This is a genomic window from Hymenobacter sp. BT188 (assembly GCF_014333585.1).
Lineage (GTDB): Bacteria > Bacteroidota > Bacteroidia > Cytophagales > Hymenobacteraceae > Hymenobacter.
This window is the reverse complement of the sequence record NZ_JACSCW010000003.1, coordinates 249,201-260,752: the sequence shown is the minus strand read 5'-3', so window position 1 is coordinate 260,752 and position 11,552 is coordinate 249,201. Positions and strand designations below refer to the sequence as shown.

Below are 11,552 nucleotides of genomic sequence, written 5' to 3'. Positions count from 1 at the left end.
GGGGGTACTAATAAACCATAACAAAAAAATCTGCCCAACAATCTCCAAGTAGCGGAGCGTAGGCCCCGCCCAGTCGGGCATAAAACTGCGCCAGTGCTCAGCCGAGCACCAGCGACGAAAGCAGATTATCTAAGCGCGTAAGGCGCTCAGTAAGAGCTGCATCAGTGCCATCCTTTTCTTTGCTGACTTTCAAGCCGTCAGCCATTGTGGATAGGGCAATCATGGCTAGCAAGTCTTGCTTGTCCTGAATGCCGTACTGTTCGCGAAATTCCTTGATCCGTTCATTGAGCTGACGCCCAGCCAGGCGCAGACGCTCCTCTTCCAAGGGGCTAACGCGCATGGGGTAGTCCCGTTCAGCAATACGAATTTTAATGGCTAAGTCACTCATCAGCAGTTGGCTGGACGTTCGATGGTCATTACTCCCTCAAATAGGCAAGGCACTTATCAATCTCGCGGATATATTCGTTTAGGCGCAGTTTAAGCTCGTTGGCGTTGGCAGGTTCCTCTGCTATGGTATGGACAAGTTTAGCGATATTCTCCTGATTCTGGAAATCCTTGAGCTGCCGTTCCCGGTCGCGTACGTCGGCGTGAAGCTGCTGAATGGTCGTCTGAGCATCGGCTAGTTCCTCGCGCAACTGCTGATAGGCAGCCACTAAGGTGGTTACCTGCCGCTCTAGGCGGTCTAGTTGAGCAAGCTGCTGAGAGGAGGCCATGCGGGAGAATTATTTTAATAAATAAGCGCCACAGTAAATTCGCCTGCTTCGCTCAGGCAATTTGGCAGGATTTCACCTGTTACCCAAACTTCCTGCTTGGAGCGCGAGTTCAAACGCACTGTGACGCTTCAGCTAACGGCGAATTACGGCCCCAGCCTGTTTTTCAAATTGCTGAATCAAGCGCTGCATTACGCCGTCGATGGCTTGGTCGGTGAGCGTTTGAGTGAGGTCTTGAAGATTGAAGCTAACGGAGTACGACTTCTTGCCTTCCGGTAATTTGTCGCCTTCGTACACGTCGAACACGTTCACGCCTTGTAGCAGCTTGCGTTCGGCACGTTGGGCAATCTGACGAAGCTGGTCGAAGGTTACGGCTTTGTCGACTACCAGCGACAGGTCGCGGCGCACCTCCGGGAACTTAGGCAGTTCGCGGGCCACCAACGCGTTCTTGTATTTCTTAACCAACCAATCCCAGTCCAGCTCGGCGTACCATATGGGCTGGTTCACGTCGAGGCGCTTGAGCACGCCGCCAGAAACGCCCCCCAGATGAGCCACTGGTTGGTTGTGCGCCAATAGCGTTAAGCCACCAGCGATGTACGGGTGCTGTACAGGCTGGGACGTGGGCGTAGCGTGCCCCAAAGCCGTCAGGACTTGCTGCACAGCACCGGCCAGGTGGTGGAAAGTAGCCTTTTCGGATTTATGCTGCCAGGTTTCGGCGGTGGCGTTGCCGGTGAGCAGAATTACCAGGCTGTTTTTCTCCTCGTATTGGCCGTCGGCTTTGCGGTAGTAAGTCTTGCCGAACTCATACAGCTTCAGGTCGCGCTGACGGCGGTTAAGGTTGTAGCGGACTACTTCCAAGGCGCTGTGCAGCACTGTTGGGCGCATCACGTTCAGGTCGGCACTGTTGTAGTTCAGCACGCGCACCAGAGCTTCGTTGGTTTCCCCTTCGGCTTCGAAGTAACGGGCGTTGGTAATGGAGTTGGTAATGATTTCAGAGAAGCCCTGGCCGCTGAGCAGACGAGACGTATTCTGGCGCAGAATCTCCGGGTCAGGATTTGGGAACTTGGCCAGAAAGGAAGCCGAGTTGTGCGGACGCAAGGCCACATTGTTGTAGCCGTAGATGCGCAGTATCTCTTCGATAACGTCAGCCTCGCGAGTCACGTCTACTTTGAAGGATGGCACGATCAGCCACCAGTCGTCACCATTCTCGGCCTGAACGGTAATTTCTAAATCAGTCAGGATATGACGAATCCGGTCGGTGGCGATGTGCTGGCCTACGAGGCGCTCCACCCGTGAAAGGCGCAGACGCACCGTGGTTGGCAGCACATGCTTGGGGTATTCATCCACAATGGGCGCCGCTATGGTAGCGCCAGCTACTTCCTGGAGCAGCAAGGCCGCCCGCTGCAAGGCCACCAGTACCATATTTGGATCAGTGCCGCGCTCGAAGCGGAAGGAAGCGTCGGTTTTGAGCTGGTGTGTTTGGCTGGTACGACGTACTACTGCGGGCGTGAAGTAAGCGCTTTCCAGAAAAACACGCTTAGTAATAGCGCTCACGCCGGAAGTTTGCCCCCCAAACACGCCGGCCAGGGCCATCGGCTCCCCGCCCCCACCGGCAATTACCAAGTCTTCGGCGCGCAGGGTGCGCTCCGTGCCATCCAGAGTCGTGAATTTTTCACCTTCAGCGGCGCGCTTCACCCGAATTTTCTCCCCAGGAATCTGGTCGGCGTCGAAAGCGTGCAGGGGCTGACCCAACTCGTGCAGCACGAAATTGGTCACGTCTACTACGTTGTTGATCGGCGACAAGCCAATGCTGCGCAACCGCCGCTGCAGCCACTCCGGCGACGGACCGACCTGCACGTTTTCCAGCAGCAAGCCGGCGTAGCGCGGGCAGGCATCTTCGTCCTCAATCAGCACCTGCACATTCTGCGCGGCGGCTGTGGGGGGCAAAAACGCGCTTACATCGGGCAAGTGACAGGGCTGACGCAGGAGAGCACGCAGCTCGCGGGCCACGCCGTAGTGGGAGGCGGCGTCAGCGCGGTTAGGCGTCAGGCCGATTTCCAGCACAGCATCCGAACCCAACCCGAAATACTCAGCGGCGGGCGTACCGTTGGGCAGATCGGTGTCGAGCACGATGATGCCAGCGTGGGAAGTACCGATGCCAATTTCATCCTCGGCGCAAATCATGCCTTCGGAGGCCGCGCCGCGAATCTTGGACTTCTTGATTTTGAATGGCTCGCCCTGGGCCGGGTGCAGGGTGGCGCCTTCTAGGGCTACCACTACCTTCTGACCAGCAGCCACATTCGAAGCACCACACACGATTTGGCGGGGTGTGGCGTCGCCCACGGCTACGGTGGTCAGGCTCAGCTTATCCGCGTCAGGGTGCTTTTCGCAGGTCAGCACTTCACCAATTACTACGCCGCGCAGGCCGCCGGGAATGCTTTCCAGCTCCTCTACGCCTTCCACTTCCAAGCCCGAGCCCGTGAGCAGGGCAGCTAGTTCGGTGGCCGATTTATCGGTGGGAATAAGGGTACGAAGCCAGTCGAGGGATATTTTCATGGGTGATAAATAGGCAGTAAGCAGTAACCAAACATAGCAGCACTTTACACTGCTAGTGAAGTAAAGGTAGAAATTTGCAAAGGCAACAGTAGTTTAGTTTGCGCCGTTGCGGAACAGAAATCAGACTCGACTATTTCCCTTAAAGCAAACCGTAAGGGTGTTTTCAGCCAACTGCTAACAGCACCTTAATCCTTGTGAAAGGACTTCTCCCCAGCTTTAATATACACCGACAAGATATTCTCGGCGGGCGGCACGGGGCAGGCAAACGACACATTATAAGCGCAGAATGGATTGTAGGCCGTGTTAAAATCCAGCACGATTTCGTCGTCGCCATCGGCTACGGGTTCGGCATCGAGGTAGCGGCCGCCGCCGTACGTGTCGAAACCGTTGGTTTTGTCGGTGAAGGGAATAAAGAGCGTGGTATCGGGACCGTTGGCTTTGCGGAAAACGGTGAGGCGCTGCGCCTCTTTTTGCCACTCAAACGATGCGCGGCCCCAGCGTATATACTTTTCAGCTTTGCCGTCGGTGAGGCGCATGGCGATGGTGTCGCGCACGGGAAAGGGCTCAAACTGGGCGGTGAGGCGGTACGTTTTGTTGGGCGCGAAGTAGTTTAGGCTGTCGAACTCCTGACGCTGCTCGGCGGAGAGCGGCGAGCCTTGTACGCGCCGAAACTCGTCGTTTTTCGCGTGGCGGGCTTTCTCGATGCGAGCAACATACTGCTCGTCGTTCAGCACGAGGTCTTGGAGGAAATAGCCGAGCACGAGAACTAGGCCGAGGATAATAAAGAGTTTGGGATTGAGGCGCATGGTAACGGCAAAGATACCGGGGCGCGGCGGCTCTTGCTAGGTTTGCAACAGAAAAGCCCTCTAGAGACACTGGGGGCTTTTTTATATTGTCCGCATGTGTAGAGATACATAGTTGTGTCTCCTTGTTGCTGATATTGTTTGTGTAGTAAAATTATGCGGTACCGGTCGTTCAACGACGAGACACATAGTTGTGTCTCTACGCGTGCGACTATCACAGCACGCCTTCGTCGGCGAAGCTGTAGTAGCCGTGGTCGGTGTAAATGAGGTGGTCGAGGATGGGCAGATCCAAAAATTGGCCGGCTTCTTTGAGCTTGCGGGTGAGGGCGATGTCGGCGGCGCTGGGCTTCTGGTTGCCGCTGGGATGGTTGTGCACGAGGATAATAGAGCTGGCCAACTGTTCCAGGGCATGCTTGAAAATCATCTTCGGGTCGGCGACGGTGCCGGCCACTCCCCCGCTACTAATGGGCTGCTTGCGCATCACTACATTAGCCCGGTTGAGCAGAATTACCCAAAATTCTTCGTGGGACAAATCCTGAAGATTGGGGCGGATGAGTTGGTAGATATCGCGCGAGCAGGTGATGGTGGTGCGGGCCGCGGCGGCTGTTTCCTTGCGACGCCGACCTAACTCTAAGGCCGCCACGATGGTTATAGCTTTCGCCTCCCCGATACCTTTATGGCGCATCAGCTCCTTCACCGACAATTTGGCCAACTCATTCAAATCGTTTTCTACCGCGTTCAGAATCAGCTTAGCTACGTCTACAGCGGAGAGCTTTGTGGTGCCCGAGCCGAGCAGAATCCCCATCAGCTCTGCATCCGAAAGGGCCGAGCGGCCTTTTTGCAGGAGCTTTTCGCGGGGGCGGTCTTCCTCGGCCCAGCTTTTAATACCGAAAGAAGTGGGCGCTACGTAACGCACGGGGGCAGCGGCTTCTTCCGCCAGATTGTCAACTGATTTCATACTGCACTATTGTTGCTGAGGGCTGGCGCTTAAAGTAAAAGTTGTAGTCAGCCGTCTATCCTGTTCTTACCCGGTAGCTCCAATAACTAAACCAAAGCCGCCGGAATCCATCTTTTCCACCTGCATGTCACGAATTCTGAGTTTCCCCTTCATCCTGTTGCTCATTTTAGCCGAATGGTACGGCTACCAAGCTATAAAAACCCTTATTCCGGCCAACTCCATTAGCGGACGCCGAATTGCCGGAGCCATTTATTGGATTGTCACGGCGCTGTCCTGGGGCTTGGCTATCTGGGCCATTACCACCCGCTACAGCGGCCCCGCGCCATACAAAACCTATGTTTCCAGCTTCCTGCTTGGGTTGCTACTGGCCAAAATCGTGGTCATGCTGTTTCTGCTGCCCGAAGACCTGATTCGGGCAGGGCGCTGGGCGGTGCGGCAGTTTACGCAGCGCGACACGGCCGCTACAGGCACGCCCATCACGCGCAGTCAGTTTTTGAGCGGCTTGGCGCTGGTGGTGGCCGGTATTCCGTTTGTGGCCTTTATCTGGGGCATGTTTCGGGGCGCTACCGACTATCAGGTGAAACGTGTAACGCTGCGCTTTCCCAACCTGCCGGCGTCATTTGATGGCTTTAAAGTGCTTCAGATTTCGGACCTGCACACGGGCAGCTTCAACTCAAGCGAGCCGCTGGAACGGGCCGTCAGGATAATTAATAAGCAGGGTGCCGACCTCATTTTTATGACCGGCGACTTGGTGAATAATGTGGCTACCGAGGTAGAAACCCACATTGATACGCTAGCCCAGATTCAGTCCCAGCTCCCTAAGTTTTCCGTTTTCGGCAACCACGACTACGGCGACTACGTGGAGTGGCCCAGCCCGGAAGCTAAGCGCGAAAATCTGGCCCGCCTGGCTCAGAACCACGCCAAAATCGGGTGGCGCTTGCTTATGGATGAAAGCCACATGATAGAGCGCGACGGCGAGAAAATAGCCGTGCTCGGCGTGCAGAATTGGGGCGCCCAGATGCGCTTTCCCAAGTACGGCAACCTGCCGAAAGCCCACGCTGCCAGCGGCGACGCTCCGTTCAAAATTCTGCTTTCCCACGACCCTTCGCACTGGGAAGGCGAGGTGCTCAACTACCCCGACATCGACCTTACGCTCTCGGGCCACACCCACGGCATGCAATTTGGCGTGAACCTGCCGTTTTTCAAATGGAGCCCCGTGCAGTACGTGTATAAGCAGTGGTCTGGCTTGTATAATAAGGGCCAGCAGTACCTGTATGTGAATACGGGTCTGGGCTTCATTGGCTATCCGGGCCGGGTGGGTTTCTTACCCGAAATAACCGTGTTTGAATTGCGTCGGGCGTAACTAGCCATATTACTTATATATAAAAAAGCCCCCCAGCACTGGTGCTGGGGGGCTTTTTTATATATAATAATTCAATTATACAACTACAACCAACCTAGAGCGTATAGCGGCCGTGGTCTGATTCTCGGACCGCTTCTCTCCCTACTTAAATTTTGTCATGAAAAAGACCCTCTTATTATTCTCCTGCGCCGGTGCGTTGGCATTTGCATCCTGCTCGCAGGAAAAAGCGGCCGAAACTACCACCACAACTACGACGACTACGCAGACCGTTACGACGCCTGCCGCGTCTCGTACCCGCGCCAATCGTATTGCCACGCGTCTGGCTAACGACCTGAAAATCACGGATACAACCGTGGTGGCCCGCGCCGAGGATATCTATTTCGAACGCTCGCGCCGCCTCGCTGAGCTGGAAACGCAGTACGCCACCGACACTACGGGTATGTACGCGGCTATGCAAAGCATTAATACCGAAATCGATACGCAGTTCAAAACCGTTTTCTCCGACCCAGCTCAGTACGAAGCGTATGTAGCCAACCGCATGAACTACGCCGAGGAAATGTACGTGGATGAAGCTCCCGCACCCACAGCTTCAACTGTTGACCAAGGCGTAACGAAAGTGGAAGCCGACGGCGACACGAAAACCAAGTATGCCGACGGTACAAAGGTGAAAACCGAATCGGACGGAGAGATGAAAATAAAGGCCGCCGATGGCTCCAAAATGAAAGCGGAGTCGGATGGTGAGATGAAGATGAAGGCCGACGACTCCAAATTAAAAGTGGACGACGACGGCGAAACCAAGATGAAAGAGGAATAAGAAACCGCTCCGTCGGTTTTCTGGTTAATGGAAGCCCGCACCTGCAACGGTGCGGGCTTTTTTTGACTCTGTAGTTGGCTACCTTGCAGTTTGGTTGCGTTAGTATCGTTGATGGGTTTATTGTCTCGTTTATTCACCGGATTCTGGAATAAAGCCGCGCTGCTGCTGGTTGTGGGCCTGTTGGTGGCCCTGTCGGCCTCGGCTCAGCTGCGCGTATCGGGCACAATTACTAACGCCGCCGATGGCAAGCCAGTGCCTGGTACTACAGTGCGTATTAAGGGCAACAAAACCGGCGTAGTAGCCAATAACGACGGTGATTTCCGCATCGACGTGGCGTATACTGATACGCTGGAGTTTATTTCGCTTGGCTTTGCAACCAAGCGAATGGCGCTAGGCCGCTCGGGGCTTTCTCAGCTTATTGTACAGGTAAAACTCGACCGCGCCAGCATTCAATTGGGCGAGGTGCGAGTGCAGGAAGGCCGCCCGGCCGATGCTCAGATAAAAAAGGCCCTGCGCAACGTGCGCCGCCCCACGCCGCCCGCCAACGCCGTAAAACGCCCCCCAGCGCCCAAGCCGCTGTTCCCTGTCGACTCAACGGCTCCCAAAGCGCCGGTTGCCTCCCTTGAAAACCCGGCTAGTCTGCTCTATGACGCCCTTTCGCGAGAAGGCAAGGCGCGGCGCAAGATGGAGGAACTGCAACAGCAGGAGGCCCTGAAGAAGAAAATGGAGCAGGCCCGTCGCGACCGGGAACGGTACAATCGCAATTTCAAGGATAACCGGGGGTATGAGTAAGAGGCTTCAGCCTGGATTAGGGTAATTACTAACCTTAGGGCCTATCCCAGCGTTTGTTCAGGTACATCACCACACGTGTATCTGCGTTGCGCTAGCCTTAGTTAAGGAGCAGTAGATAAATCATAAGTAGTTGATAAGGCTACAATAGCGCGTGTCGCTCCTAATTTATCTGCTTATGGCCAACTCCTCCAAAACTGGTATTTACGCTGCTATTGCCGCCAACACGGCTATTGCTGTTTCTAAATTTGTAGCGGCCAGCTTCACAGGTTCGTCGGCTATGCTCTCAGAAGGCATTCACTCGGTCGTGGATACGGGCAACGGCCTGCTGCTACTGCTCGGGATTCGGCGCAGCAAAAAGGTCCCCGATGATAATCACCCTTTCGGCCACGGCAAAGAGCTGTACTTCTGGTCGCTGATTGTGGCTATTCTGATTTTTTCCATTGGAGGAGGAATGTCCTTTTACGAGGGCATTTCGCATCTGCAAAACCCGGCGCCGCTTTCTGACCCTACCTGGAACTACGTGGTGCTTGGGTTGGCAACGGTATTTGAGGGCGGAGCCTTGTATCTGGCCTTGAAAAACTTCAATGCCACTCGCGGAGGAAAGCCGTTCTGGTCAGCGCTGCGGGCGAGCAAAGACCCCGGTAATTTTGCCATCATTTTTGAGGATACTGCCGCCTTGCTGGGCTTGCTGGTAGCGGCGGCTGGTGTATTCCTGGGTCATGCGCTGAACAATCCATATATCGATGGTGCGGCCTCCATTGTTATCGGGTGTATTCTGGCGCTAACGGCGATATTTTTAGCTTATGAAAGCAAAGGGCTGCTCATTGGCGAAGGCGCCGATCCGGCGGTTCTGCAAAGCATTCGGGCACTAGTGCAGGCCGATACTTCCATTTTGAACGCCAAACGGCCATTGAGCATGCATTTTGGGCCAAATGATGTTTTTCTGGCCCTCGACGTAAACTTTCAGCCGGGCTTGTCGGCGACGGCGGTGGAAGAGGCGGTTGACCGGCTGGAGAAGGGTATTCGCAAGCTGCACCCCGATGTGCAGCGCATCTTTATTGAGGCCCGTGCCGTGTCAGTAGAGCGCACCAACAAGGCCCAGCACGAAGGCAGTGACGCGCTCCTGCCCCGCTGATTAGCAGCTTTGTACAACAGCCGTCGCGGAACGCACGTAAGCTGAGGCTATGAAAATTGGGTATCCCTGCGTAAATGAAACGCTCGACTGTAGCGCTGCCACCACATTTCGGCTGGCTTCCTACACCGATGAGCGCGTGGTAACTACCGTTACCAACAACCTGACATGTTTACAGCGCATTCTGGAGTACAATGTCCAGCACGGCCTGCTCTTCTTCCGAATAGGTTCCGGCATCGTGCCTTTTGGTTCGCATGCGGTCAACACGTTTCCGTGGCAGACCGAATTTGCCCCCCACTTCCGCGCCATTGGCGATTATATCAAGGCCGAGCAGATGCGCATCTCCTTCCACCCCGACCAGTTTGTGGTGCTTAACTCACCCGATCCGGGCATTGTGGAGCGCAGCATTGCCGAGCTGGTGTATCAGGGCTCGATGCTGGATCTGATGGGACTGGATAGCACCGCCAAGCTGCAAATTCACGTGGGCGGCCTCTACGGCGACCGCGACGTGGCCATTGAGCGCTTTATTGCCACGTACCGCACTTTACCGGAAGCGGTGCAGGTACGGTTGGTGATTGAAAACGATGATCGCCTGTTTAGTCTGCGCGATTGTTTGCGGGTGCACGAAGCCGTGGGTATTCCCATTCTGTTCGACAACTTCCACCACGAATGCCTCAACCACGAGGAGACCATGCAGGAAGCGCTGCGGCTGGCGGCCGGCACCTGGCACCCCACCCGCGACGGCGTGCTGATGATGGACTACAGCTCCCAGCAGCTTGGTGAGCGCAAAGGCAAGCATACATCCTCGCTAGATGAGGATAGGTTCCGCGAGTTTATTACCCATCTCAACGGCCTCGACGTGGATATGATGCTTGAAATCAAAGACAAAGAAGCCAGCGCCCTGCGCGCCGTGGCTATTCTGCGCGAGTTGAGTTTGGCAGCGCCACTTCCGCTCAGCGCCTCCGCTTAGGTTTACCACACGTCATTCATTCTTCTTCCAATGTCCGAAAAAAACGCCCCCCAATCTGGTGCTGAACTGCTGGCCGCCACTGTACACGCCTTGCACGGTGGCCTTACTTCCCTGCCATTGAGCACGGCTCATACCAACATTGATACCTGGCAGGAAACTCTGCAACAAAGCGGTATTCCGGAGCTACAAGACATCGACCGGGAGCTCGGCAATCTGCAAACATTGCTCAGCAATACCGACGGAATTGATGGCGTGGCCGTTGGCGATTCCCTGGATATGCTGGGCACACAGACGCTTCAAGCCGCCGTCCACGCCACTCCCGATTCTCAAGCCGCCCTTCGTGCCCTCGGTGACTTGCTGCTGCAACACAGCTCCAAGCTTAAGGAATAAGGAATAAGGAATTAACACCCTTAAAAAAGCCCCCAAGTACTATTTGGGGGGCTTTTTTATATAGTCCAAATAAGGATTAGCGCTTGGGCGGCGTAGCGGGCGGCAACTCGCGGGTTGGGCGCTTCTTATCGTTCATCCGTTTGGTGCGGCGGTCAGTGGTGGTTTCTATTCCCGGCGAAGCTTGCCCATCCATCACTGTCTGTCGTTTGCGCACGCGCTCCTGGGTAGCAGCCGCTGCCGGCGCACGTTGGTCGATGGTGCCACGCTCCGTATTCTGGGGCGCTGTGGCGGGGTTAATGGGAGCCGGCGTAGCTGGTTGCGGGGGCGCAGTAGTAGAGGCAGGAGGCGTGGCCGGCGCGGGGGCTGTTTGGGCGTATGCTGATGCGTTCAGCAACAAAGCAGCAAAAAGGAATTTCGTTTTCATATTATTCAGAGAATCAAATCAGGATAATTTCATTACAAATCTGTGACTCACTATAATAAGTACGTAATCCGAACTGTAGCGACCACTTTTAGTTTTAACGATGTATATAATTTTGGCTTTCTAATCTTATAGAAATAGTCAAAACAAATACAGAAATAGAGATTTAATTTACTCTGAATTATAGGCAAGTAAAAATAAATAAGGCCTGCTTTACGTGCGTAAAGCAGGCCTTATTTACTAGATCGAAATCAGGTTAAAAAGCTTATTCTTTCGGATCAGACTTCATTTTAGACTTCTTCTTTTTGTTCTTCACTTTCACATCAGCAGCTTTGTCCTTAGGAGCGGCAACGGCTGGCTGCGTGGTAGTGCTCTGCGTTTCTACGGTAGTAGAAGTTTGCGCAGGAGCAGTTGTAGTGGTGTTGATGGTAGCGTCAGTGGCCGGAGTCGTCTGAGTCGTGGTGCTCTGAGTCGTGGTAGGCGTCGTTGGCTGCGTGGTAGTCGTGCTCTGAGTAGTGGTAGTCTGGGCGTTAGCAGCAGAAATTCCGGCAACCAACAAAGCGACTAAAATCAGTGACTTTTTCATAATACAGTACTAGGTTGAAAAGAGATTTTTGAAAGTCAAGAGTAAGTGCAAATGCAC

13 protein-coding genes are annotated in these 11,552 nt (G+C 54.6%); 6 read left to right on the top strand and 7 right to left on the bottom strand.

Translation table 11 applies throughout. From position 1 onward, the window contains the following. Window positions 1-97: 97 nt before the first annotated feature. The 5 genes from H8B13_RS09240 to radC all read right to left on the bottom strand — a co-directional run bounded on the left by H8B13_RS09240 (window position 98) and on the right by radC (window position 5,027). A complete protein-coding gene (locus H8B13_RS09240) occupies window positions 98-388 on the bottom strand; it encodes a cell division protein ZapA (RefSeq protein WP_133273962.1) in 291 nt (96 codons plus the stop codon). A gap of 28 nt (window positions 389-416) precedes the next feature. Beyond that, entirely contained in the window at window positions 417-713 is a 297-nt protein-coding gene (locus H8B13_RS09235; RefSeq protein ID WP_133273963.1) for a hypothetical protein, read from the bottom strand. A gap of 132 nt (window positions 714-845) precedes the next feature. Continuing rightward, window positions 846-3,266 (bottom strand): phenylalanine--tRNA ligase subunit beta, encoded by a 2,421-nt coding sequence (gene pheT, locus H8B13_RS09230; protein WP_187310519.1) that lies wholly within the window; start codon window positions 3,264-3,266, stop codon window positions 846-848. A gap of 185 nt (window positions 3,267-3,451) precedes the next feature. Further along, the gene (locus H8B13_RS09225; RefSeq protein WP_187310518.1) at window positions 3,452-4,072 is read right to left on the bottom strand and encodes a DUF1684 domain-containing protein; all 621 of its coding nucleotides are present in this window, start codon (window positions 4,070-4,072) and stop codon (window positions 3,452-3,454) included. 211 nt (window positions 4,073-4,283) lie between these two features. Next, window positions 4,284-5,027, bottom strand: a complete 744-nt coding sequence (radC, locus tag H8B13_RS09220; RefSeq protein WP_187310517.1) for a RadC family protein — start codon at window positions 5,025-5,027, stop codon at window positions 4,284-4,286. 124 nt (window positions 5,028-5,151) lie between these two features. Between radC and H8B13_RS09215 the strand changes: the two genes are divergently transcribed. From H8B13_RS09215 to H8B13_RS09190, 6 genes are all read left to right on the top strand, one after another. Next, complete coding sequence (locus tag H8B13_RS09215) at window positions 5,152-6,390, top strand: metallophosphoesterase (protein ID WP_187310516.1); 1,239 nt, start codon at window positions 5,152-5,154, stop codon at window positions 6,388-6,390. Window positions 6,391-6,547: 157 nt separating this feature from the next. Beyond that, on the top strand, window positions 6,548-7,204 hold the full coding sequence (locus H8B13_RS09210; protein ID WP_187310515.1) for a hypothetical protein: 657 nt from the start codon (window positions 6,548-6,550) through the stop codon (window positions 7,202-7,204). Window positions 7,205-7,315: 111 nt separating this feature from the next. Then, complete coding sequence (locus H8B13_RS09205; RefSeq protein ID WP_187310514.1) at window positions 7,316-7,996, top strand: carboxypeptidase-like regulatory domain-containing protein; 681 nt, start codon at window positions 7,316-7,318, stop codon at window positions 7,994-7,996. 175 nt (window positions 7,997-8,171) lie between these two features. Next, window positions 8,172-9,131, top strand: coding sequence for a cation diffusion facilitator family transporter (locus H8B13_RS09200; protein ID WP_187310513.1), 960 nt, complete (start codon window positions 8,172-8,174; stop codon window positions 9,129-9,131). Between the two features lie 49 nt (window positions 9,132-9,180). Further along, window positions 9,181-10,098 carry a UV DNA damage repair endonuclease UvsE gene (gene uvsE / locus H8B13_RS09195; protein WP_187310512.1) on the top strand — a complete coding sequence of 306 codons (918 nt, stop codon included), beginning with the start codon at window positions 9,181-9,183 and terminating at the stop codon, window positions 10,096-10,098. 30 nt (window positions 10,099-10,128) lie between these two features. After that, window positions 10,129-10,488 (top strand): hypothetical protein, encoded by a 360-nt coding sequence (locus H8B13_RS09190; protein ID WP_187310511.1) that lies wholly within the window; start codon window positions 10,129-10,131, stop codon window positions 10,486-10,488. 76 nt (window positions 10,489-10,564) lie between these two features. Here H8B13_RS09190 and H8B13_RS09185 read toward each other — a convergent pair whose 3' ends face one another. Then, window positions 10,565-10,912, bottom strand: a complete 348-nt coding sequence (locus tag H8B13_RS09185; RefSeq protein ID WP_187310510.1) for a hypothetical protein — start codon at window positions 10,910-10,912, stop codon at window positions 10,565-10,567. Between the two features lie 262 nt (window positions 10,913-11,174). Next, window positions 11,175-11,495: a hypothetical protein gene (locus H8B13_RS09180; RefSeq protein ID WP_187310509.1), complete on the bottom strand. Its 321-nt coding sequence runs from the start codon at window positions 11,493-11,495 to the stop codon at window positions 11,175-11,177. Window positions 11,496-11,552 lie beyond the last annotated feature (57 nt).

Excerpts from the sequence above, each read along its gene's own strand:
- uvsE (WP_187310512.1), top strand. The coding sequence starts at position 9,181 with ATGAAAATTGGGTATCCCTGCGTAAATGAAACGCTCGACTGTAGCGCT.
- radC (WP_187310517.1), bottom strand. The coding sequence starts at position 5,027 with ATGAAATCAGTTGACAATCTGGCGGAAGAAGCCGCTGCCCCCGTGCGT.
- H8B13_RS09180 (WP_187310509.1), bottom strand. The coding sequence starts at position 11,495 with ATGAAAAAGTCACTGATTTTAGTCGCTTTGTTGGTTGCCGGAATTTCT.
- H8B13_RS09240 (WP_133273962.1), bottom strand. The coding sequence starts at position 388 with ATGAGTGACTTAGCCATTAAAATTCGTATTGCTGAACGGGACTACCCC.
- H8B13_RS09205 (WP_187310514.1), top strand. The coding sequence starts at position 7,316 with ATGGGTTTATTGTCTCGTTTATTCACCGGATTCTGGAATAAAGCCGCG.
- H8B13_RS09190 (WP_187310511.1), top strand. The coding sequence starts at position 10,129 with ATGTCCGAAAAAAACGCCCCCCAATCTGGTGCTGAACTGCTGGCCGCC.
- H8B13_RS09215 (WP_187310516.1), top strand. The coding sequence starts at position 5,152 with ATGTCACGAATTCTGAGTTTCCCCTTCATCCTGTTGCTCATTTTAGCC.
- H8B13_RS09225 (WP_187310518.1), bottom strand. The coding sequence starts at position 4,072 with ATGCGCCTCAATCCCAAACTCTTTATTATCCTCGGCCTAGTTCTCGTG.
- H8B13_RS09200 (WP_187310513.1), top strand. The coding sequence starts at position 8,172 with ATGGCCAACTCCTCCAAAACTGGTATTTACGCTGCTATTGCCGCCAAC.
- pheT (WP_187310519.1), bottom strand. The coding sequence starts at position 3,266 with ATGAAAATATCCCTCGACTGGCTTCGTACCCTTATTCCCACCGATAAA.
- H8B13_RS09185 (WP_187310510.1), bottom strand. The coding sequence starts at position 10,912 with ATGAAAACGAAATTCCTTTTTGCTGCTTTGTTGCTGAACGCATCAGCA.
- H8B13_RS09210 (WP_187310515.1), top strand. The coding sequence starts at position 6,548 with ATGAAAAAGACCCTCTTATTATTCTCCTGCGCCGGTGCGTTGGCATTT.
- H8B13_RS09235 (WP_133273963.1), bottom strand. The coding sequence starts at position 713 with ATGGCCTCCTCTCAGCAGCTTGCTCAACTAGACCGCCTAGAGCGGCAG.